Origin of the sequence: Parolsenella sp. LCP21S3_E11 (assembly GCF_052118165.1) — a bacterium.
Classification (GTDB): Bacteria; Actinomycetota; Coriobacteriia; order Coriobacteriales; family Atopobiaceae; genus Parolsenella.
Genome location: NZ_JBQKHS010000002.1, coordinates 1 through 20,991, shown reverse-complemented (window position 1 = coordinate 20,991; position 20,991 = coordinate 1). Strand labels below are relative to the sequence as shown.

The following is a 20,991-nucleotide window of genomic DNA, read 5'->3' as shown; positions in this document are numbered from 1 at the left end:
GCACGATGCGCGTGCTTCTCGTCGCAGGCTCGCCCGCTCCCAGCTCGTCTGCCCTCGTCTCTCGCCTTTCTGCCGAGAGTGACCTGGTGCTTGCCGTCGACCGAGGTGCCGATGCCTGTCGCGCTGCCGGCGTCGTCCCCGGCGCCTTCTGTGGTGACGCCGACACCGTGAGCGCCGATGGCCTCGCGTGGGTCCGTGACCAGGCGCGCCGGCGTGAGGGCGAGGACGAGATGCCCATCCGTCTCTTTCCTCCCGCGAAGGATGACACGGACCTCTCGCTCGGTTTTTCGTGCGCGCGTGAGCTCGCCGCCGAGAGGGGCGAGGCCCTCGAGGTCACAGTGACGTGTGCGAGCGCCGGGCGTATGGACCATACCCTGGCCGTGTTTGGTGTGCTCACGAAGAACGCGGACCTCGCGCCGCGTCTTGTCGAGGACGAGTTCGAGTGTCGCATCCTCGCGCCCGTGGGTGCTACTACCTGGGAGCTGGGGGAAGGAGCCCTCGGGCACCACTTCTCTTTCGTGGCCCTTGCGGACGACACCTGCGTGTCCGAGATGGGGCTGCGCTGGGAGCTCGACCACTTCCGTGTCGACGCCCTGCGCGATCGCGGAATCTCCAACGTCGTTGATGCCGCTGATGCGTGCGTGACCTGCCATGAGGGAGTTCTCGCGGCGTTCCTCATAAGCTAAGAGCGCTACCGGCATGCGACGCGTGACGGCGAGCTCTGGCGAATGCGTAGAACGTGGCAGCGGATGTTGACGAGTGCGCAGAATGCAGCTCCTGCCAATGCCAGCGCAGAGACACGCCAGCCTACGACCGTGCTAATCACAAAAAAGGGAGCCGTCCGAAGACGACTCCCTTTGATCTTGCTTATGTTGTCGCTGAAGAAGCGACAGCCCCTACTAGGAGCGGGCAACCTTGCCGGACTTGAGGCACGTGGAGCAGACGTTCATCTTCTGCTTGTGGCCGTTGATGACAACGGTGACGTGCTGGATGTTCGGACGGAACTTACGGTTGGTGACGCGGTGCGAGTGGCTGATCGAACGGCCGGCGACAGCGTGCTTGCCGCAAATGGCGCAAACCTTAGACATTGTTGTAAACCTCCATTAAGCGGCGCGTGGTGCAGCCGCCCTCGACACATAGCTGGATAAGGATAGCACACGAGACGGCTCGCGCAAGCGAGTTTCGTCGAGATGTTGTGTCCGTGCTGTGAAGTCTACCCCAATTTGTGGGTTACGCAACCCCCAAAGTCCGATGTGGATATATTGCCTAACGTTAGAAACTAACACTAGAAGGTAGTAGGGGGTCAGGGAATGAGCGCTGAATCGCCCACCGGGGCGTTCGAAGCCTACGCGAACCAACTTATCCGCGCCGGCTTCCTGATGTCTCGCCTAAGGTCAGGCCGGAGCATCGACCAGAAGCTCCGCGGCATGCCCGTCGTCCTGCGCGAGCTGATCATCTCCGGCGGAGCGCTTTCGCCGGGTGAGCTTGCGAACCGTATGGGCGTCTCGGACGCGCGCGTCGCGAACATCCTGCGCGCGCTCGAGGAGCGTGGCCTCGTTACGCGAGCTGGTGCCGCGAAGGACAAGCGCCGCGTTGTCGTAACCATCACGGACGCGGGGCGCATCGCGGCGGACAAGATCCGCGACGAGGGCGTCGAGATGGTCGCGGATTTCCTGAGAGAGCTGGGCGAGGATGACGCCCGAGACCTCGTCCGCGTCATTAATCGCGTGGCCGAGGTCATGGAGGCGCGCAAGTGCGAGGGCCGTCAGGTCCACATCACGTCGTCCGCGCAGGGGGAATAGAGAGGGGAGTGACGTGAGGATCATCAAGCTATTCAAGAAGCACATCCTGGCGCTTGTGTGCGCCGTCGCGCTAATCATCATCAGCTGCAACGCAGACCTCACGTTGCCCACGTACATGAGCGAGATCGTCGACGTGGGCATCCAGCAGGGCGGCATCGAGAGCGCCGTGCCCGCCACCATCCGCGAACAGACCCTCGCGGACCTCGAGCTGTTCATGAGCGACGAGGACGCCGCCACCGTCGAGGCGGCCTATGGCGAGTCTGACGCCGAGGGCGTCCGCGCCTACGTGGGCACTGACGAGGCCCGCTCGGAGGAGGGCGAGCTCGCGAGCATCATGAGCCTGCCGGAGACCGTGACCCTCGCGCTCGAGCAGGGCATCGACGCCTCCGCCACCGGCGCACCCATCCAGGGGACCGTCACCATGGACGACATCCGCAAGGCCGTCTCCATGGGCATGCTCGACAGGGACCAGCTCGTCTCCGGCGCCGAGTCCATGGCTGACCAGATGGGCTCCATGGGCGGCTCGATCGTGCGCCAGCGCGCTATCTCGTTCGTTGGTCAGGAGTACGAGGCCCAGGGCATCAGCCTGTCGGACGTCCAGAACTCCTACCTCGCGTCCATGACGGCAAAGATGTTCGGCCTGTGCGCCGTGAGCCTCGTCGCCACGATCCTCACCGGCGCCGTGGCCTCGCACACCGCCTGCACCATCGCGCGCGACCTGCGTCGCAAGACCTTCGAGAGCGTCATGCGATTCTCTCCGGCCGAGGTAGGCAAGTTCAGCCAGGCCTCGCTCATCACGCGCTGCACGAACGACATCCAGCAGATCCAGATGGCGACCACGCTCGTCATTCGTATGGTGATGATGGCGCCGATTATGGGCGTCGTGGCCCTCATGCGCGTCTTCGCCACCCAGACGGGCCTCGAGTGGACCATCGGCGTTGCCGTCGTGGCCGTGTCCGCGGTCGTCGGCGTCCTCATGGGCCTCACCATGCCCAAGTTCAAGAAGATGCAGCAGTACGTCGACCGCGTGAACCTCGTTGCTCGTGAGATGCTCGACGGCATCATGCCGATCCGCGCCTTTGGTCGCCAGGACCACGAGCTCGCCCGCTTCGACGACGCTAGCACCGACCTCATGAAGACGCAGCTGTTCACCAACCGCGCCATGAGCTTCATGATGCCGCTCATGATGTTCGTCATGAACTGCATCACCGTGCTGATCGTGTGGGCGGGCTCCCACGGCATCAACGACGGCGTCATGCAGGTGGGCGACATGATGGCGTTCATCTCCTACACGATGCAGATCGTCATGGCGTTCATGATCCTCACCATGGTCTCCGTCATGCTTCCGCGTGCCGAGGTCGCCTGCGAGCGCGTCGAGGACGTCCTCAACACGGAGAGCTCGATCAAGGAGCCCGAGCGCCCGCAGCTCCCCGCGGCTGACGGTCCGCGCGCTCAGCTCGAGTTCCGTGACGTCTCCTTCAGCTACCCGGATGGCGACGAGAGCGTCGTCACGGGCGTCAACTTCACCGTCCGTGCGGGCGAGACGCTTGGCATCATCGGCGCCACCGGCTCCGGCAAGTCGACGATCGCCCAGCTCATCCCGCGCCTGTACGACGCGACGGAGGGCACGGTCACGCTCGACGGCATCGACGTTCGCGACATGCCCCTCTCCGAGCTCCGCCGCCGCATCGGCTACGTGCCGCAGCAGGGCATGCTTTTCTCCGGCACCATCGAGACGAACCTCAAGTTCGCGGGTGACACCGTAGGCGACGACGACATGCGTGCCGCTGCGAGCATCGCCCAGGCCACCGAGTTCATCGAGGGCCGCGAGGGCGGCTACGAGTCCGAAATCTCCCAGGGCGGCACCAACGTCTCCGGCGGCCAGCGCCAGCGCCTCGCCATCGCGCGCGCCCTCGCCAAGCGCCCCGAGGTCATGGTCTTCGACGACTCCTTCTCCGCGCTCGACTACAAGACCGACGCGAAGCTGCGCGAGGCCCTCGCGACCTCCGCGTCCGACTCCGCCGTGGTCGTGGTCGCCCAGCGCATCGCCACGATCATGCGCGCCACGCAGATCATCGTTCTCGACGACGGTCGCGTCGTCGGGCAGGGCACGCACGAGGAGCTCCTCCGCAGCTGCCCCACCTACCTCGAGATTGCACAGTCACAGCTGTCCTCCGCCGAACTCGGCCTCACCGACGAGGAGATTGCGGCGGTCATGAAGGGAGGCGAGTGCTAATGGCAGACGAGACGAACAAGACCCAGGCCCCGGCCAGGCGCCAGCGCGGGCCGATGGGCGGTCGCGGGCCCATGGGTCGCGGCGAGAAGCCTAAGGACTTCAAGGGCACCATCCGCAAGCTGCTCGGGTACGTCGGCAGGCACAAGGTCGCCGTGTTCTTCGCCATCGTGTTCGCGATGTGCTCGGTCATCTTCAACATCGTGGGCCCGAAGGTCCTCGGCAAGGTGACGACCAAGCTCTATGAGGGCCTCGTCGCCAAGGTCCAGGGCACCGGTGCGGTCGACTTCGACTGGATCGGCAAGACGCTCTTGCTCCTACTCGGCCTCTACCTCGCGAGTTCCGTCTGCAACCTCATCCAGGGCTGGCTCATGACGGGCGTCACGCAGAAGATCTGCTACCGCATGCGCAAGGAGATCGCCGAGAAGATCGCCGTCGTGCCGATGAGCTACTTCAACGGCCACAGCAAGGGCGACGTGCTCTCCCGCATCACGAACGACGTCGACACGCTTGGCCAGAGCCTTAACCAGTCCGTGACGCAGCTCATCACCTCGCTCACCCAGATCGTCGGCGTGCTCGTGATGATGCTTTCGATCAGCCTGCCGCTTACGGGCGTCGTCGTGGTGACGCTTCCCGCCGCCGTGGTCATCATGGGCGTCATGATGCACTTCTCGCAGCCCTACTTCCGCGAGCAGCAGCAGGTCCTTGGCGCCGTCAACGGCATCATCGAGGAGGACTTCGCCGGCCAGAACGTCATCCAGGTGTTCGACCGCGCCGACGCCGCCGTGAGGGAGTTCGACGAGAAGAACGACCGCCTGTTCATCTCCGGCTGGCGCTCGCAGTTCCTCTCCGGCCTCATGATCCCGCTGATGAGCCTCGTGAGTAACGCTGGCTACGTGGCCGTGGTCGTCGTGGGCGCACAGCTCGCGCTCACCGGAAGCGCCACCCCCGGCGACATCCAGAGTTTCATCCAGTACGTGCGCAACTTCACGCAGCCCGTGCAGCAGCTCGCGAACGTGAGCAACACGATGCAGTCAATGGCCGCCGCCACCGAGCGCGTCTTCGAGTTCCTCGCTGCTCCCGAGGAGGATCTTGCCGCCGACCCCCAGATTCCCGAGAAGAGCGACGGCCTCGTCGAGTTCGACCACGTCAAGTTTGGCTATGACCCCGAGAAGACCATCATCCACGACTTCTCCTGCACGGCCGAGCCGGGCCAGACCGTGGCCATCGTGGGTCCCACGGGCGCCGGCAAGACCACGCTCATCAAGCTACTCCAGCGCTTCTATGACGTCGACGGCGGCAGCCTGCGCGTCGACGGCGTCGACGTCCGCGACTGGAACCGCGCTGCGCTTCGCGAGCAGTTCGCAATGGTGCTTCAGGACACGTGGCTGTTCAACGGCACGATCCGCGAGAACATCCGCTATGGCCGTCCCGACGCCACGGATGCCGAGGTGGAGGCTGCCGCCCGTGCGGCCCGCTGCGACCATTTCATCCACACTCTCGCCGGTGGCTATGATTTCATGATCAACGAGGAGGGCACGAACCTCTCCCAGGGCCAGCGCCAGCTCGTGACGATCGCCCGCGCGTTCCTCGCTGACAGGCCCGCCCTCATCCTTGACGAGGCGACCTCGAACGTCGACACGCGCACCGAGGTCCGCATCCAGCAGGCGATGGACGCGCTCATGCAGGGTCGCACGAGCTTCGTGATCGCCCACAGACTCTCGACGATCAAGGGCGCGGACACGATCCTCGTCCTTCGTGACGGCGACATCGTGGAGCGCGGCTCGCACGAGGAGCTGCTCGCTAAGAACGGCTTCTACGCGGAGCTCTATAACTCCCAGTTCGAGGAGTAGGGGTGCCGCCCCGGGCAGGGGAGCGCACTCGTCTAAGGGCCTGATTCCGGAGCGTCTCCGGGGTCAGGCCCTTTTGCCTTGGGAGCCATGGGGCGGAGGCGGCCGGTCGGAAGGCGGCCGCGGCCTGTCGGCACATATTGGGCTCGCAGGTGAAGATTCCCTTGCGCGCCGTAAGCAGCAATCCATATAGCTGCGGGTATGGTAAAGTAATCGGGATACGCGCATGGAGCGCGCGAAGTACCTGCGATTTTCATGTCCCGCAAGCCCGCGCGTTGGGTCTGGGGCCAGCACGAAAGGAGCCTGCGCATGCAGCCAGGTGAGGAGATCGAGAACTTGGTCAACGAGCTCGAGGACATTATCTCCGATGGCAAGAAGCCCATCATGGGCGGCACCGGCAGCAATCCCAAGATTGTCGACGCTGACGCCGTCTACGAGCTTCTTGACGAGATCCGCAACGTCTTCCCGGAAGAGTTCCAGACCTCCCGTCGTATCCTCAAGGAGGAGGACGAGATTCTCGCCCGCGCCCACCAGATGGCGGATTCCATCGTTGCTGATGCCCAGCAGCAGGCCATGATCCTCGCTGGCGACCAGGAGGTCGTCCGTCTCGCCAACCAGCAGGCCGAGGAGATCCGCGACCAGGCCACGCAGTACGCGAGCGACCTTCGCTACCACATCAACGAGTACGTCGAGAACCTCCTCACGGGCATCGAGGACAACCTCAAGAGCGTTATCGGCACTCTCGAGCGCAACCGCCAGTCGCTCGATGACGGCTCTTCGCGCAGGTAATTCCCATGGAGCCTATTCGCGTTCTCATTGACGAGCGCCTCGAAGGCGCTGGCAGCGTCCTGCCCCTTTCCGGCCACATCGACGAGCCGGGCTACGAGCTTGGCGGCCGCGAGTTCAAGCTGCCTGGGGGCATCGACTACGACCTCGTCCTCACCAACGCCGGCGAGGGCATTCTCGCGTCCGGCATGGTTCGTGCCCATGTCCTCGGCACGTGTGACCGCTGCCTCGAAGACGCCGAGTTTGATGTCGCCTCCGAGGTAGACGAGTACTTCCTGTTCGAGGCTCCCGCAGAGGAAGAGCTCTCCGATGACGAGGATGAGGTGGACTTCTCCCTGGTGGACGAGGACCACACGATCGACGTCTCCGAGCCCATCATGGCTGCCATCCTCATGGAGACGCCGTTCGTGGTGCTCTGCCGCGAGGATTGCAAGGGCCTCTGCCCCACGTGCGGCGCGAATCTCAACGAGGGGGACTGTGGCTGCGCCGCGAAGCGCGAGGCCGAGAAGCTCGCGGAGAGCCCGTTTGCGGCTCTTGCTGATCTAAACCTCGAGGATGATGACGAGAGGTAGCATATTTGCTCTTGACGTGAGAATCCTCCACCAAATACTGTGTATCTCTAGTGCGAACGCTCCATTTCGTGCTATCATTCTAATTCGTCTGTGATAGACCGTCGCGTGCGGTGCGGCGTAAGTTCAGTAAGAGAGGTCAACAATGGCAGTACCCAAGCAGAAGAAGGGCCGCGGCGCGACCCACACCCGTCGCTCGGCCAACAGCAAGCTCGCTATGCCGGCTCGCTCCACGTGCCCCCAGTGTGGCGCCGTGAAGCTCCCGCACCGCGTGTGCCCGAGCTGTGGCTACTACAATGGCCGTCAGGTCATCGTCACCGAGTAGCCGCCATTCCTAGAGTGGCCAGAAGGCCGGCCCGGAAGGGTCGGCCTTTTTTGTTTATCGGGACACGGCAGCCGTGTGCGGGATGCTAAGGTGTTAACATCCTGCGCGGGCAGTGCGCCCCGTGTCGCTTATGTTCGTGAGAAGGGAACCACCATGGTCCGTGTCGTAGTCGATGCCATGGGCGGAGACGAGAAGCCCGAGGTCGTTCTCGAGGGAATCGCCCGCGCTCTCGAGGCCGATGACGACCTCGAGGTAGTCGTTGCCGGTAACGAGGACGTCGTCGTGCCGTTCTGTGCCAAGCACGCTCGCGCCGAGGCCCTCGTGACCACTGAGGCCATCGAGATGGACGAGCATCCCACGGAGGCCGTCCGTCGCAAGAAGGACTCCTCGATCGTGCGCGGCTGCCGCGCCGTCCGTGCGGGCGAGGCGGACGCCTTCTTCTCCGCCGGCTCTACTGGCGCCATCCTCGCGGCGGGCACGCTCATCGTCGGCCGAGTCAAGGGCGTGAGTCGCGCTGCCCTCTGCGCCACCATGCCTGGCGTCGACGGGCACATGACGACCGTTCTCGACCTTGGCGCCAACGCGGATTGCCCGCCGGAGATGATCGTCCAGTTCGCTCGTATGGGCACCGCCTACTCCCAGATCGCTCTTGGCGTGGAGAATCCCACGGTGGGCCTGCTCAACAACGGCACCGAGGAGACCAAGGGCTCCGAGGCGGCTCTCGCGCGCCATGCGGCGCTCGCGGCAACCAAGGGCATCAATTTCTCCGGCAACTGCGAGGGCCGCGACATTCTTACGGGTGACCTTGACGTCATCGTCTCCGACGGCTTCACGGGCAACATTGCCCTCAAGGCCGTCGAGGGAACGGCGAAGTTCATCGTCTCCGCGCTGAAGGCAGCGGCGGGTCAGAGCAAGAAGGTCGCCCTCGGAGCGCTCTTGGTCAAGCCCGCCATGAAGGAGGTCGCCGCGCTTCTGTCCGGCGACCGCTACGGTGGAGCCGCCCTGCTCGGCCTCAAGGCGCCCGTTCTCGTGGGCCACGGAGCCACCAATCCGGACGCCATCATGAACGGTACGCTGACGGCAGCTCGCTGCGTTCGCCAGAACCTGTGCGGAAAGCTTGCCGAGGCGATCGCCGAGGCGGAGTAAACTCTGCGCGATTGGCGGGTAGCGGGTACAATAACCTGATGTGTGTGACGGCGCTCCACGCGGGCGCCGTCGCTGTATCTAGCCGTTGCGACAGATGGGGGAGAGTATGCCCCGCAATACCGCCACCGAGCGGATTCGCCACATCGAGAGCATCTGTGGCCACATCTTCAATAACCGCGACCTCGTAGAGGCCGCCATCACGCACCCGAGCGCCGTCGAGGGCCTGCCGGTATCGGCCTCCTACGAGAGGCTTGAGTTCCTGGGAGACTCCATCCTCGGCGCCATCGTCGCGACCGACCTCTTCGAGCGCTTCCGTGACATGGACGAGGGAGCGCTCACGCGCCTCAAGATTACCCTCGTCTCCGGCAAGACCCTCTCCGCCGTGGCAGACCAGCTCGGTATCGGCGAGTGCATCGTCTTTGGCGAATCTGAGAAGGGTACGGGCTCCCGTGGCCTCCACTCCGCCCTCGAGAACGTATACGAGTCGGTCGTCGGCGCCCTGTACCTCGACGCTGGCTATGACGTCACGCACGAGTTCGTTCAGCGCACGCTTGGACCCCACATGGTTCCCGAGCTCGCGGAGCGTCCCGTGAGCCCCAAGAGCCGTCTCCAGGAGATCACCCAGCGCGAGCTCCGCTGTGCCCCCGAGTACAAGCTTGAGGGCGAGAAGGGCCCCGCGCACAGCCCCACCTTCACCTCCGTCGTCCTCGTTGAGGGGAGGCGCATGGGCCGTGGCACCGGCTCCTCCAAGAAGGAAGCGGAGAGCGCGGCCGCAAGCGACGCCATCAAGCGCCTCGCCGAGGAGGGCGTCAATTGTTCCTGAAGTCCCTCACGCTGAAGGGCTTCAAGTCCTTCGCGGACCGCACCCATATGGTCTTCGACCCGGGCCTCACCGTCGTGGTGGGCCCCAATGGGTCGGGCAAGTCCAACGTCAGCGACGCCATCCTCTGGGTCCTGGGCGAGCAGAGCGCCAAGATGCTGCGCGGCCAGGCCATGGAGGATGTCGTCTTCTCGGGGTCCTCTGCCCGCAAGCCCGTGGGAGTGGCCGAGGTCACACTCGTGCTCGACAACACGGACCACACCCTGCCGGTCGACTTCTCCGAGGTCGGCATCACGCGCAGGATGTATCGCTCCGGCGAGTCCGAGTACCTCATCAACGGCGCTCCGGCCCGTCTCATGGACATCCAGGACATCCTGCATGACTCCGGCCTCGGCAAGGACACGCACTCGATCATCTCCCAGGGCAAGCTCGACTCGATCCTCTCGAGCCGCCCGGAGGAGAGGCGTGTCCTCATCGAGGAAGCCGCGGGCATCTCCAAGCACCGTCGTCGCAAGGAGCGCTCCCAGCGCAAGCTCGCAGACATGGACAAGAACCTCGTCCGAGCCCGCGACGTCGCGCGAGAGCTCAACCGCCAGCTTCGCCCGCTCGAGCGTCAGGTTGACCGCGCGAAGCGCTGGGAGGAGCTTGACCGTCGCCTGTCAGAGCTCACCTGCCAGCTCGCCGTCGACGACGTGAGGCGTCTCCAGCGCCAGTGGACCGAGCTCGAGTCCCGCGCCAAGGAGGCCTCGGCCGCCGTCGAACTCGCGCAGTTCCGCGCGGACGAGAAGAGCCGCGAGCTCGAGAAGCTCCAGAGCCTGCTCGAGCAGAAGGGCCTCTTCGTCGGAGACCTCGGCGAGCAGCGCCGCCGCTGCAGCGACATCCTCGGCCGCCTCGAGAGCGACATGCGCCTCCTCGAGGAGAAGGGCCGCAACATGGTCGATCGCCTCTCTGAGACGCGTATGACGCTCTCGCAGATCGATCGCCAGAAGAGCGAAGCATCGAGCGAACTCGAGGACGTCTCTGGACGCCTGTCTGACACGCGCGTCGCGACCGAGACCCTCGAGGCGGAGGTCAAGCGCCTTGAACCCGCGGCTCGCGAGGCCACGTCCGCTCGCCGCGAGGCTGGCTCGGCCCAGGCGCGCCTCAATGACGAGCAGCGCTCCTGCCAGCGCGAACTTGACGACGCGACGCTGGCGCACGCCAAGCTCACGGATGAAATCAGTAACGCCGAAGTCGAGGACCAGATGTTCGCGAGCCGTCTCGCGCAGATCGACGAGCAACTCGAGACTGCCGAGGCCGCGCTTGCGAGTCGCTCCGACAGGCTCGAGGAGCTTGCCTCGAGCATCGAGGACGCCCGCGCCGCCGCAGAGGCCGCCAAGGAGGAGATCTCTCGCCTCGCGGCTGAGAGGGACACCGCTCGCGAGGCCGCGAAGGCCGCGCGCGAGGCGTTGGGCGCCGCCAAGGCCGCGCTCTCCGGCGCCCAGGCTAAGCTCGAGGCACTTCGCTCGATCGACGCCGGACTCGTCCCGGGTTCCGAGTCCCTCGAGGGACGCGTGCTGTCTGACGGCACGCTCGCGGGTCTCGTTCGCTACCGCCTCGCTGATGTCGTGAGCGCCCCGGCCGAGCTCGACTCGCTCGTCGAGCGCCTTCTCGGCGAGACGCTCTCCGCGCCCGTCGTTTCCGCAGGCGCTGACGTCGCGCGTCTCATGGATGCCGCCGCGGGCGAGGCGTCGGCCGCCGGTTCTCTTACGGTTCTTAATCTCTCCGAGACCGCGCCCGTCGCGCCCCAGGGGGAGGGCCGTCGCCTTGTCGACTTGTTTGACGTCGCCGACGACGCCAGGGGCCTCGTCGAGCGCCTCTTGGGCGATGTCTTCATTGTCGATTCCCCCGAGTCAGCGGTGCGCGCCCACGCCGCGAACCCGGGCCTTACTTACGTTACCGAGTCCGGCGTCGTTGCGACGAGCGACGGCCGCACGCGGGCTGGCGTCTCCGCCGGCGCCGTAGCGGGCACGCTTGAGCGCAGGCGCGAGGTCGCAGCTCTTGAGGAAGGTATGCCCGCCCTTGAGGCAGCCGTCGCCTCGGCCGACTCGACGCTCGCGAACGCCTCCGCCGCCGCGGACGCCGCCGCGGACGCCCTCACCCGGGCTCGCGACGCCTCCGCCGACGCCGCCGGCGAGCTCTCCCGTCTCACTGGCGAGAGGGACTCCCTTAACTCGGAGATCGGCCGGCTGCAGTCTCAGGTGAGCTCCGCTCACGACGAGCGCACGCAGGTCGAGGCCCGCCGCGAGAAGGCGCGCGAGCGCACCCGCGAGGCCCGTCCGCGCTTGGACGAGCTCAAGGCTCAGGCAGATGCTGCCAAGGAATGTCTTGCCAAGTTGTCCCGCGACCTCGAGGAGGCCAACACCCGCCGTCGTGAGGCCTCTCGAGCAGAGGACGAGGCCACCAAGAAGGCCGCGGACGCGCGCCTCAAGCTTGCGACGAGCCGCGAGCGCCTGCATCACCTCGACGAGCGTCAGCGTGAGCTCTCTGGCCGCATCTCCTCCCTCGACGAGCGCGCCCGCGCCGCGGAGGAGGCTACGCGCTCCCTCGAGGTGCTGCGCCTTCGCGTCGACCCGCTCCACGAGCGCTACGAGGCGATCCACGAGGCTTGTAAGACCTGGGCAGAGCGCCTGCGTGACCGCGCGAGCCTCGCCGAGGCGGACTCCGACTCCCTCAAGAAGACCATCGGCGACGCGAAGCAGCAGGTCGCGGACGCCAATGCGGCACTTGAGCAGGCCAAGGGCGCCCAGAACGACGTCAAGGTGGAGAGCGGGCGTCTCGAGGTCCGCGTCGAGCAGGCGATCGCGCAGATTACGGCCGACGGTAGGCACGTCCTCGAAGAGGCGCTGCAGATGCCCGAGCCCGATGACCGCGAGGCCACCGAGCGCGAGGTCGCGTCCCTTCGCCGTCAGATCGATAGCCTCGGCCCCGTCAACCAGGTCGCGATGGACGAGTACACCAAGCTCAAGGAGCGCGCGGACTACATCGGAGCTCAGCTCGAGGACCTCGAGAGGGCCCGTGCCGCGCTCGTCAAGATCACTGCGGCCATCGACCGCAAGATGCGTAGGCAGTTCCTCGAGACCTTCGAGGCCGTGAACGCCAACTTCATCGAGATTTTCGGCATGCTCTTTCCGGGTGGCAAGGCGCATCTCGAGATGTGCGACCCGGACCATCCCGCGGAGACCGGCATCGAGGTCGTGGCGCAGCCCAAGGGCAAGCGCATCGCGAAGATGACGCTCATGAGCGGTGGCGAGAAGTCCCTCACGGCCCTCGCGCTGCTCTTTGCCGTCTATCGCACGCGAACCGTGCCGTTCTACGTCTTCGACGAGGTGGAGGCGGCGCTCGACGACGCCAACCTCGACAAACTGCTCGATGCCATCGAGCAGCTCAAGGAGACGACTCAGCTCATCGTCATTTCGCACCAGAGGAGGACCATGGAGCAGGCCGACGTCCTGTACGGCGTCTCCATGCAGGCCGATGGTGTCAGTCACGTTGTATCCCAGCGGCTTGACCGCGCGACAGGAAAGGTGGTCGATGCCTGATGGGGCTTGCTGACCGCTTGAGGAGCGGACTCGCGAAGTCTCGCGAGGCGCTCAACCAGATCTTCTACATGGGCGGCGACGTCGACGAGCAGTTCTGGGAGGATCTCGAGGACACCCTCGTCATGGGTGACATCGGTCCCGAGCTCGCGATGAGCGTCACGGATGACCTCCGCGAGCTTGCCGCAAAGAAGGGATTGCGTACGGCCGACCAGCTCCGCGAGGCCCTCGCCAAGCGCCTGGCCGAGGCGTTCCCCACCTCCGAGCGCGATCCGTTCGATGACACGCCGAGCTGCGTGCTGTTCGTTGGCATCAACGGTGCCGGTAAGACCACCACGGTGGGCAAGCTTGCCGCGGCTGCGAAGGGCTCCGGCAAGTCCGTCCTCATCGGCGGCGCTGACACCTTCCGCGCCGCCGCAATCGAACAGCTTCAGGTCTGGGGCGAGCGCGCCGACGTACGCGTCGTCACCCGCGAGCGCGGCGCTGACCCCGCGAGCGTCTGCTATGACGTGGTCGAGACCGCGGAGCGCGAGGGCACGGAGCTCATGCTCATCGACACCGCCGGACGCCTGCACACGTCTCCCGAGCTCATGCGCGAGCTCGCCAAGATCGTAAACGTCACGCGCAAGCGCGCGAGCATGCCCGTGACTGTCGTCCTCGTCGTCGACGCGACCACTGGCCAGAACGGCCTCGCGCAGGCGAAGGAGTTCAACGACGCGCTCGATCTCGATGGCCTCATCGTGACGAAGCTCGACGGCACCTCGAAGGGCGGTATCGCGGTCTCGATTGCGAGTCAGCTCGACCTGCCGATCTGGCGCATCGGTGTGGGCGAGGGCATCGATGACTTCCAGTCCTTCGACGCGCTCAACTTCACCCGCGCCCTTGTGGGCGAGACGATCTAGGCTCGAGCTTACCGAGCTGCTCCCGACGTCTAGCCAGTACTGTTCGCAACGAATCCCAGCTAGGAGCTTCGATGTTCAATAGCCTCTCAGACCGCCTCACGGATACCTTTGACAAGCTGCGTGGCAAGGGTCGCCTCACGGAGGACGATATCAACGCGGCAATGCGCGAGATTCGCATGGCGCTGCTCGAGGCGGACGTCAACTTCCGCGTGGTCAAGGACTTCGTGGCCCGCTGCAAGGAGCAGTGCCTCACGGCCGAGGTCCTTACCTCTCTGACGCCTGCGCAGAACGTCGTCAAGGTCGTTCTCGCCGAGCTCACGGAGCTTCTTGGCTCCACTGAGAGCAAGCTCACCCTCATGCCCAACCGCACGCCCAACGTGATCATGCTCGTTGGCCTGCAGGGCTCTGGTAAGACCACCGCGAGCGCCAAGCTTGCCTACATGCTCAAGAAGCAGGGCCACTCTCCGCAGCTCGCCGCGTGCGACACGCACCGTCCCGCCGCGGCTGACCAGCTCGAGACCCTCGGCGGCGAGATTGGCGTGCCGGTCTACCGCGGTGATGGTAAGGACCCCGTCGCGATCGCGCGCGAGGCCGTCCAGGAGGCCGTTGACCACCTCCGCGACGTGGTCATCGTCGACACCGCCGGCCGTCTCCAGATCGACGAGCTCATGATGCAGGAGGCCGTCGACATCAAGAGCGCGGTCAAGCCCGATCAGGTCCTCATGGTCGTCGACGCGATGACCGGCCAGGACATCGTCAACGTTGTTTCCGAGTTCGCCGAGCGCACCGACTTCGATGGCGTCATCATGTCCAAGCTCGATGGCGACGCCCGCGGTGGTGGCGCGTTGTCCGTCCGCGCCGTGACGGGTAAGCCCATTAAGTTCGTCTCCATGGGCGAGAAGCCCGAGTCCCTCGAGGCATTCCACCCTGATCGCATGGCCAAGCGCATCCTCGGCATGGGTGATGTCGTGGGCATCATCGAGACGGCCCAGGCCAACGCCGACGCCGCTTCCGTCGCCGAAGCCGAGAGGATGCTGCGCGAGGGCTTCACGATGGACGACATGCTTGCCCAGATGCAGCAGATTCGCAAGATGGGCGGCATGGGAAAGATCTTGGGCATGCTTCCCGGTGGAGACAAGGCGCTGCGCCAGATGGGCGGCGATAACTCCGAGGAGCAGATGCGCCAGATCGAGAGCATCATCTTCTCGATGACGAAGGAGGAGCGCGCTCGCCCGGGCATCATCAACGGCATGCGCCGCCAGCGCATCGCGCTCGGCTCCGGACACTCCGTGCAGGACGTCAACCGCCTCATCAAGCAGTGGAGCGAGCTCAACAAGATGATGGGCAAGATGCGCGGCATGATGGGGAGCGGCAACCGCAAGCAGGCCAAGCGCCAGATGCAGCAAATGATGCGTCAGATGGGCGGCGGCATGCCGGGCGGCATGGGCATGCCCGGAGGAAAGCTGCCTTTCTAGGGTCGATGATGCGGTGCCATGGTCGTTCCACGGCGCCGCTTTTGTGTTCCCACGTGAAGGTGAGCCGGCGCAGCCCATTGCGCGGGCCCGCGATGGAGATCTTACGCTCGAGGGAAGTCGCCCTGGGATTCCGCTCGCCTAGAGGGCGCCGTGACGTTCAAAAGTGGTGACGACGGGGAAACGGGTGTCCGAAGAGGCATTTGAGGGGGGCGTCTTTCCCTCGCGAATAGTTGGCCGGTGGGTCAAGAGACAATGAATTTGAGATTCTGCGGCTGAAAAGCGGCTTTAGGGTCATGAGAGAATTTGGCCAACTGGGGTTTTATCTGCTAGCGTCTAGCTAGCATATGAGTTTGGGAGTTCAAAATGCTTGAATCGGGCCGCAGAATCTCAAATATGTTGCACGCCCTTGCCGCGATGGCGGGCAGCGAGGGCCCTACGACCCAAGACGACAACTATTGCGTGCAAATTGCCTGGATGGAACGATTTGCATCGGCCTTGCCATGCGCGACGGAGCAAGGAGCGGGCCGAGGAGCGTGGATGTAGGCGACGGCGTAGTCGGTATCGTTGGGACGGCGGTTGCGAAGCCAATAAACGCCGGCGCCGCGTCGGCGCAGTCGTTAAGCGTGGAGCCTACGGCGGCGTAGTCGTAAAAAGACATGGGATCGAGCGTGAGCGCCCGGGCGTATCGAGAAGCGCCCGGGCGGTTCTGCCTAGCGATGCTGGGGCTCGATGATGCGCTCGACTAATTCGGGAAGCGCTCCGTCGAGCCCCGTCGTGTCGAGCACGAGGTCGCAGATGGGGCGCACGTCGTCGGTCACGTTGGCCACGCCCACACCAAGGCCAGCTGCGGCGATCATCTCGCGGTCATTGGCCGAGTCCCCGAAGGCGATCGTGTCCGCGATGTCTACGCCGAGAATCTCGGCAAGCTTCCTGAGGCCCTCGCCCTTGTCGCAGCCTAGGGGGTTGACCTCGAGGTAGCGACCGGAGGAGTAGGTGATCGCTGCTCGTCCGTCGAGCATGGGATCGATGACGTTGGCACCAAACTCGTGAAGCCAGTCGAAGTCCATGTTCATGTAGATCATCTTCGAGACGACGGGTACGCTCGACAGGTCTGGAAGGTCCACTTTCTCGATGCGTCGGAGTGACGCCAAGTAGCGAGACTCGCTTTCGGTCATGCCTTGCACGAGAATGCGACCATCTGGCGTGTAGGCGTGCATGGAGAGCCCGCGCTCGCGCCCAAATCTCCAGAGCTCGTCTGCGAGATCATGGTCAAGGTTGTGGGAAAAGATGGGCTCGGGGTCTCCAAAGCGGTTGATCGAGCCTCCGTTGTAGGAGATGACGTACGTGCCCTCCATGAGGGCGGGGTCGATGTCCTCGAAGTTGTCCATGATGGAGAGATAGCCTCGCCCGGAGCTGGGAACGAAGAGCACGCCCAGCTCGCGCAGGCGCTTGAGTGCCGGGAGGTTTGCGGGCGGAATCTGGTGATGTCCGTCGAGGAACGTCTCGTCCATATCGCTTGCGATGAGCTTGTACATTGGAGCCTTTCCGCTATTCGTTCGTACGGGTGTGTGCGAGCCTGGTGAACGGCCCTAGAGATCCGCGGCACCGGGGAGGCCGTGAGAGGTCTTGGCGCTGCGGGCGCCGTCTGCGATGGCTCGCTCGAGGGCGCGCGTCGCGAGGATACCCACCACGTCGACGGGCATCTCAACCTCACCGGTTGCCATGACGAAGACGGTGTCGCCGTCATTGGTCGTGTGGGTGGGGCGAATTGCGTGGGCGTAGGCATCCGCCGCCATTTGGGCGACCTTCGTTGCCTGAGCCTTCGTGAGCTTGGCGTTGGTGATGACGCAGGAGATGGTCGTGTTCGTGCGCATGGGAGGCTGGGAGCTGCCGTTGTGGCCTGCTTCGAGGGGCATCCTCGCAGCCATGGAGAGTGCGAGGTCACACTCATCCACGAAACCCGCGCCCGTCTGGGAGCGCATGCCGGCGATGACCTCGCCCGTATCCGGGTCGACGACGTTTCCGCACGCATTCACGGCGGCAATGGCACCGCAGACGAGCGTACCCGCCTGTTCGACGTCGGTCCCGAGACCGGACTTCATCGCGAACGTGGGGCCGCCAAGCTTGCCGACGGTACATCCACAGCCGGCACCAACGTTGCCTCTGGGCAGCGGGACCGGCGGGTTATCGAGCGCGCGGGCACATGCCGAGGCTCCATCGCGGGCGGTGGGGCGTACGTGCGGGTTTGCGAAGGCCAGGTCGAAGAGGCATGCGCCAGATACGATGGGGACGACGCCAACCTGCACGTCAAGCCCGATGCCGTGGCGCTCGAGCTCCTCGGCAACGCCAACGGAGGCGGCCAGGCCATAGGCGCTTCCGCCAGAGAGCACGACGGAGTGCAGGACGTCGACCGTCTCCTCCGGGCGGAGGAGGTCTGTCTCTCGAGTGGCGGGGGCGCCCCCTCGGACGTCTACGCCGCCTGTGGCGCCGGCCGGGCAGACGATGACCGTGCAGCCGGTGCCGTTCTCCTCGTCCGTGTGATGGGCAATGCGAATTCCGGGGATTTGGGAGACGTCAGCGATGGTCGTGGCTGGCACCTCCGCCGCATTGGCCGCAAGGTCACGCGGACCTTCGAGCCTCTTGTCGTCCTGCATCGTTCGACCCGAAATTCTCTTTGCCATTAGTCGCTCTTTCCGACGAAAGCCTCAAGTGCGCGCATCGTTTTGGCCACGGGGAGGCCAACCACATTGAAGTAGTCGCCCTCGATTGTACGCACAAGCGTGCGGCCGAGCCCCTGGATCCCGTAGGCTCCGGCCTTGTCGAGCGGCTCGCCGGTTTTAACGTAGGCTTCGATGGTCGCATCGTCTAGCTCATAGAATGTGACGCGCGTGGTCTCATAGAACGAGAAGGACCTGTGTCCGCCCGTTCGCGTGGGAGATAGGAGGCAGACGCCGGTAGACACTTCGTGCGTGCGTCCGGAGAGCGCGTGGAGCATCTCGATGGCATCTTCCTCGGAATGGGGCTTGCCGAGCTCCTCGCCGTCGATGGCGACGATGGTGTCTGCAGCGAGAATGACGTCGCCGGGCTTGGTCTCTTCTCCGAGGGCACTCATTGCCTTGCATTCCGCGAGATGGCGGACCATCTCCTCGCACGTGGGCTCTTCGACGAAATCCTCGCCCAGCTCCTCGTCAAAGCTGTTGGCAAACGCCTCGAGCGCCGCCGCCTCATCGATGTCCTGCGGTCTCACGATGGGGTCGAAGCCCATCTCCCTCAGGAGCTCGACGCGCCTGGGGGAGCCGCTTGCGAGAACGAGGCGATCTATGCGGCTGGGAAGGTCAAACAGCGACAAAACGCGCACCTACCTTTCGATGAGCATGCCGGAGGCGACACCGTCAGCGGTGGCCTTGTCGGTGAGAAGCTCGAGCAGGGCGAGGCCAAACTCGACGGCAAAGCCAGGGCCGGACGCGGTCACGAGGTTGCCGTCGCGGTAGACGCCGTTCTTCTCCGGGCGAACGCCGGCGGGAAAATCTCCCTCGAAGCCCGGATAGCAGGTGGCCGTTCGTCCTTCGAGGAGGTCGAGCTCGGCAAGGATGGAAGGAGCGGCGCAGATCGAGCCTACCTTACGGTTCGCCATGAAGTCACGCGCGAGCTCGCAGACGCGGTCGGTGGCGCGCAGTGTCGTGGTGCCAGGAAGGCCGCCGGGCAGGACGATGAGGTCGCAGGTGGCGAAGTCATAGGTGTCAAGCGTGGCATCGCAGTCGATGCCGACGTTCTGGGCGGAGGTGACGTGCGGCTCGGCGTTTACGGTGACGAGGGCCACGTCCTGGCCGCCGCGACGACAGACGTCTGCCGGGGCGAGCGCCTCGATGGTCTCGAAGCCATCAGCGAGAAGGATTGCGATGCGTGCCATGGTGTATCCAATCTGCCGTGTCGGCGGCTTTGTGGGTTACTTACGAACGAGCTTGGTGACGGTCTCGACGTGGAAGGTCTGCGGGAAGAGGTCGACCGGCGTGACGGAGACAGGCTCGAAGACGCCGATCTCGCGGAAGCGGGCGAGGTCGCGGGCGAGGGTCGCCGGGTCGCAGCTCACGTAGGCGATGGCGCGAGCGGGCTGATCCGAAAGCTGGGACACGACATCGTCTGCGAGGCCGGCGCGGGGCGGATCGACGACGATGATGTCCGCGTCGTCATCCGGGAACTCGCGGCCTGCGTCTCCACCCACGGCGTCGACGTTGTCGAGGCGAGCCTCCTCGAGGTTGCGGCGGAGATCGCGCACGGCGGGGCCATAGGACTCAACGGCATCGACGAAGTCACACCTCTGGGCGAGTGGCAACGTGAAGGTACCGGCGCCGGAGTAGAGGTCCATCGCGATGTCGTCTTCCTGCGGGTCGAGCGCGTTCATGACGAGTTCGACGAGTTTCTCAGCACCCTTGGTGTTCACCTGGAAGAAGCTTGGGGCGGAGAGGCGCATGACGTTGCCGGCGATGCGCTCGCTCCAGGAGCCGGCTCCATCGAGGCGCTCGACGCCGGCGATCTTGCGGGCCTTGGACGGACCCTTCGTCATGACGCGCACGAGGGATGTGGCGTGCGTCGCTTCGAGGACGCGCTTTGCCTGGCCGCGCGGGAAGGCCCCGGCGGGAGTCCAGATCGCGATTTCCATGTCCTTTGTGCGGCTGGAGCGGCGAATGCCCACGCGCTCGATCTCGAGCTCATGAGAGCTCGCGAGATAGGAGAGCGCTCCCGAGACGTTCTTCACGAGCTTGGCGTCGCGCCCTTTGGCGGGAATGTCGAGCAGCGGGAACTCATCAACGCGGATGACCGTCGCGCCGTCTGCGGCGTACATGCCAAGCGTTGCGTGGCGGCCGTCGCGAACGAACGCAAGCTCGGCCTTGTTGCGATAGTGCCAGGCGTCGCTGGGGGCGAGGCAGTCACGAACGAGCTCGTCAGCATCGGCCATGTGGCCCACACGAGCGAGCGCGTCGACGACGTTGGCGCGCTTCGCGGCAAGCTGGGCCTCGCGTTCCATGCAAGCCCAGGGCGCGCAGCCAAGCACCGTCGCAAGCGGCCATGTGGGGGTGACGCGGGCGGGGGAGGGCTCAAGAACCTCGGTGACCTTCGCTTTCGCGAAGGACTTCCCGTCGCTTACAAGCTCCGCCTCGACGACGTCTCCGGCGATGGCACCGGAGACGAACACGCATTTGCCGTCTTCGGTGTGGGCGATTGCGTCGGGCCCGTAGGTCATCCGCTCTATGGAAAGTCTCATGTATGTCCTAGTTCTTCGTGCGTCCAAACAACGTCTTGAAGCCTAACCCAAAAATGGCAAACGCGGTGGCGACACGTCCGCGCGGACGCCTGGCGAGTTGCGTGTCCGCCGCGGCATTGCCTACGCGACGAGACTGGCGCTCCGAAGCGTCTTCGATGAGGGTGGCGGTGACGTGGGCGGGTTCCTCTACGGGCGTGGCCACCGGTGCGGGCGCGGGCGTGGCCACCGGCGCGGGCGCGGCC

19 protein-coding genes are annotated in these 20,991 nt (G+C 65.1%); 12 read left to right on the top strand and 7 right to left on the bottom strand.

Going from position 1 to position 20,991, the window contains the following annotated elements; all coding sequences use genetic code 11:
• Positions 1 to 5: 5 nt before the first annotated feature.
• Complete coding sequence (locus ACTQ1Z_RS03710; RefSeq protein WP_441858829.1) at positions 6 to 686, top strand: thiamine diphosphokinase; 681 nt, start codon at positions 6 to 8, stop codon at positions 684 to 686.
• A 213-nt stretch (positions 687 to 899) separates the two neighbouring features.
• Here ACTQ1Z_RS03710 and rpmB read toward each other — a convergent pair whose 3' ends face one another.
• Positions 900 to 1,088 carry a 50S ribosomal protein L28 gene (gene rpmB, locus ACTQ1Z_RS03705; protein ID WP_293813977.1) on the bottom strand — a complete coding sequence of 63 codons (189 nt, stop codon included), beginning with the start codon at positions 1,086 to 1,088 and terminating at the stop codon, positions 900 to 902.
• Between the two features lie 222 nt (positions 1,089 to 1,310).
• Between rpmB and ACTQ1Z_RS03700 the strand changes: the two genes are divergently transcribed.
• The 11 genes from ACTQ1Z_RS03700 to ffh all read left to right on the top strand — a co-directional run bounded on the left by ACTQ1Z_RS03700 (position 1,311) and on the right by ffh (position 15,486).
• Positions 1,311 to 1,802: a MarR family winged helix-turn-helix transcriptional regulator gene (locus ACTQ1Z_RS03700; RefSeq protein WP_441858826.1), complete on the top strand. Its 492-nt coding sequence runs from the start codon at positions 1,311 to 1,313 to the stop codon at positions 1,800 to 1,802.
• A 13-nt stretch (positions 1,803 to 1,815) separates the two neighbouring features.
• A complete protein-coding gene (locus ACTQ1Z_RS03695; protein WP_441858824.1) occupies positions 1,816 to 4,038 on the top strand; it encodes an ABC transporter ATP-binding protein in 2,223 nt (740 codons plus the stop codon).
• Positions 4,038 to 5,888 carry an ABC transporter ATP-binding protein gene (locus tag ACTQ1Z_RS03690; protein ID WP_441858822.1) on the top strand — a complete coding sequence of 617 codons (1,851 nt, stop codon included), beginning with the start codon at positions 4,038 to 4,040 and terminating at the stop codon, positions 5,886 to 5,888. The genes ACTQ1Z_RS03695 and ACTQ1Z_RS03690 overlap by 1 nt, the downstream gene beginning before the upstream one ends.
• Before the next feature lie 306 nt (positions 5,889 to 6,194).
• The gene (locus tag ACTQ1Z_RS03685) at positions 6,195 to 6,674 is read left to right on the top strand and encodes an ATPase (RefSeq protein WP_293813981.1); all 480 of its coding nucleotides are present in this window, start codon (positions 6,195 to 6,197) and stop codon (positions 6,672 to 6,674) included.
• Between the two features lie 5 nt (positions 6,675 to 6,679).
• Positions 6,680 to 7,243 (top strand): YceD family protein, encoded by a 564-nt coding sequence (locus tag ACTQ1Z_RS03680; RefSeq protein WP_441858819.1) that lies wholly within the window; start codon positions 6,680 to 6,682, stop codon positions 7,241 to 7,243.
• 142 nt (positions 7,244 to 7,385) lie between these two features.
• Positions 7,386 to 7,565 carry a 50S ribosomal protein L32 gene (gene rpmF, locus ACTQ1Z_RS03675; RefSeq protein WP_293813983.1) on the top strand — a complete coding sequence of 60 codons (180 nt, stop codon included), beginning with the start codon at positions 7,386 to 7,388 and terminating at the stop codon, positions 7,563 to 7,565.
• Positions 7,566 to 7,718: 153 nt separating this feature from the next.
• Positions 7,719 to 8,711 (top strand): phosphate acyltransferase PlsX, encoded by a 993-nt coding sequence (plsX, locus tag ACTQ1Z_RS03670; protein ID WP_441858817.1) that lies wholly within the window; start codon positions 7,719 to 7,721, stop codon positions 8,709 to 8,711.
• Positions 8,712 to 8,817: 106 nt separating this feature from the next.
• Positions 8,818 to 9,534 carry a ribonuclease III gene (gene rnc / locus ACTQ1Z_RS03665; protein WP_441858815.1) on the top strand — a complete coding sequence of 239 codons (717 nt, stop codon included), beginning with the start codon at positions 8,818 to 8,820 and terminating at the stop codon, positions 9,532 to 9,534.
• Positions 9,525 to 13,112 (top strand): chromosome segregation protein SMC, encoded by a 3,588-nt coding sequence (gene smc, locus ACTQ1Z_RS03660; protein ID WP_441858813.1) that lies wholly within the window; start codon positions 9,525 to 9,527, stop codon positions 13,110 to 13,112. Before rnc ends, smc begins: the two co-directional genes overlap by 10 nt.
• The gene (ftsY, locus tag ACTQ1Z_RS03655) at positions 13,112 to 14,011 is read left to right on the top strand and encodes a signal recognition particle-docking protein FtsY (protein WP_441858811.1); all 900 of its coding nucleotides are present in this window, start codon (positions 13,112 to 13,114) and stop codon (positions 14,009 to 14,011) included. Before smc ends, ftsY begins: the two co-directional genes overlap by 1 nt.
• Positions 14,012 to 14,082: 71 nt before the next feature.
• On the top strand, positions 14,083 to 15,486 hold the full coding sequence (gene ffh / locus ACTQ1Z_RS03650; protein WP_441858809.1) for a signal recognition particle protein: 1,404 nt from the start codon (positions 14,083 to 14,085) through the stop codon (positions 15,484 to 15,486).
• A 710-nt stretch (positions 15,487 to 16,196) separates the two neighbouring features.
• Here the strand turns inward: ffh and ACTQ1Z_RS03645 are convergent.
• The 6 genes from ACTQ1Z_RS03645 to ACTQ1Z_RS03620 form a co-directional block, all read right to left on the bottom strand.
• The gene (locus ACTQ1Z_RS03645; RefSeq protein WP_441858807.1) at positions 16,197 to 17,021 is read right to left on the bottom strand and encodes an HAD family hydrolase; all 825 of its coding nucleotides are present in this window, start codon (positions 17,019 to 17,021) and stop codon (positions 16,197 to 16,199) included.
• Between the two features lie 54 nt (positions 17,022 to 17,075).
• Entirely contained in the window at positions 17,076 to 18,167 is a 1,092-nt protein-coding gene (locus tag ACTQ1Z_RS03640; RefSeq protein ID WP_441858805.1) for a P1 family peptidase, read from the bottom strand.
• Positions 18,167 to 18,835 carry a Maf family protein gene (locus tag ACTQ1Z_RS03635; protein WP_441858803.1) on the bottom strand — a complete coding sequence of 223 codons (669 nt, stop codon included), beginning with the start codon at positions 18,833 to 18,835 and terminating at the stop codon, positions 18,167 to 18,169. Before ACTQ1Z_RS03635 ends, ACTQ1Z_RS03640 begins: the two co-directional genes overlap by 1 nt.
• A 9-nt stretch (positions 18,836 to 18,844) precedes the next feature.
• Entirely contained in the window at positions 18,845 to 19,396 is a 552-nt protein-coding gene (locus ACTQ1Z_RS03630; RefSeq protein ID WP_441858801.1) for a DJ-1 family glyoxalase III, read from the bottom strand.
• A gap of 36 nt (positions 19,397 to 19,432) precedes the next feature.
• Positions 19,433 to 20,749, bottom strand: a complete 1,317-nt coding sequence (rlmD, locus tag ACTQ1Z_RS03625) for a 23S rRNA (uracil(1939)-C(5))-methyltransferase RlmD (protein ID WP_441858799.1) — start codon at positions 20,747 to 20,749, stop codon at positions 19,433 to 19,435.
• A 7-nt stretch (positions 20,750 to 20,756) separates the two neighbouring features.
• On the bottom strand, positions 20,757 to 20,991 hold a 235-nt coding region (locus tag ACTQ1Z_RS03620), incomplete at its 5' end, for a hypothetical protein (protein WP_441858797.1).

What these genes read in the sequence shown, in the direction of transcription:
- rnc (WP_441858815.1), top strand. Translation starts at nt 8,818, where the DNA reads ATGCCCCGCAATACCGCCACCGAGCGGATTCGCCACATCGAGAGCATC.
- rlmD (WP_441858799.1), bottom strand. Translation starts at nt 20,749, where the DNA reads ATGAGACTTTCCATAGAGCGGATGACCTACGGGCCCGACGCAATCGCC.
- ACTQ1Z_RS03700 (WP_441858826.1), top strand. Translation starts at nt 1,311, where the DNA reads ATGAGCGCTGAATCGCCCACCGGGGCGTTCGAAGCCTACGCGAACCAA.
- rpmB (WP_293813977.1), bottom strand. Translation starts at nt 1,088, where the DNA reads ATGTCTAAGGTTTGCGCCATTTGCGGCAAGCACGCTGTCGCCGGCCGT.
- ACTQ1Z_RS03630 (WP_441858801.1), bottom strand. Translation starts at nt 19,396, where the DNA reads ATGGCACGCATCGCAATCCTTCTCGCTGATGGCTTCGAGACCATCGAG.
- ACTQ1Z_RS03645 (WP_441858807.1), bottom strand. Translation starts at nt 17,021, where the DNA reads ATGTACAAGCTCATCGCAAGCGATATGGACGAGACGTTCCTCGACGGA.
- ffh (WP_441858809.1), top strand. Translation starts at nt 14,083, where the DNA reads ATGTTCAATAGCCTCTCAGACCGCCTCACGGATACCTTTGACAAGCTG.
- ACTQ1Z_RS03710 (WP_441858829.1), top strand. Translation starts at nt 6, where the DNA reads ATGCGCGTGCTTCTCGTCGCAGGCTCGCCCGCTCCCAGCTCGTCTGCC.
- ACTQ1Z_RS03640 (WP_441858805.1), bottom strand. Translation starts at nt 18,167, where the DNA reads ATGGCAAAGAGAATTTCGGGTCGAACGATGCAGGACGACAAGAGGCTC.
- ACTQ1Z_RS03690 (WP_441858822.1), top strand. Translation starts at nt 4,038, where the DNA reads ATGGCAGACGAGACGAACAAGACCCAGGCCCCGGCCAGGCGCCAGCGC.
- ACTQ1Z_RS03680 (WP_441858819.1), top strand. Translation starts at nt 6,680, where the DNA reads ATGGAGCCTATTCGCGTTCTCATTGACGAGCGCCTCGAAGGCGCTGGC.
- rpmF (WP_293813983.1), top strand. Translation starts at nt 7,386, where the DNA reads ATGGCAGTACCCAAGCAGAAGAAGGGCCGCGGCGCGACCCACACCCGT.
- ACTQ1Z_RS03685 (WP_293813981.1), top strand. Translation starts at nt 6,195, where the DNA reads ATGCAGCCAGGTGAGGAGATCGAGAACTTGGTCAACGAGCTCGAGGAC.
- ftsY (WP_441858811.1), top strand. Translation starts at nt 13,112, where the DNA reads ATGGGGCTTGCTGACCGCTTGAGGAGCGGACTCGCGAAGTCTCGCGAG.
- plsX (WP_441858817.1), top strand. Translation starts at nt 7,719, where the DNA reads ATGGTCCGTGTCGTAGTCGATGCCATGGGCGGAGACGAGAAGCCCGAG.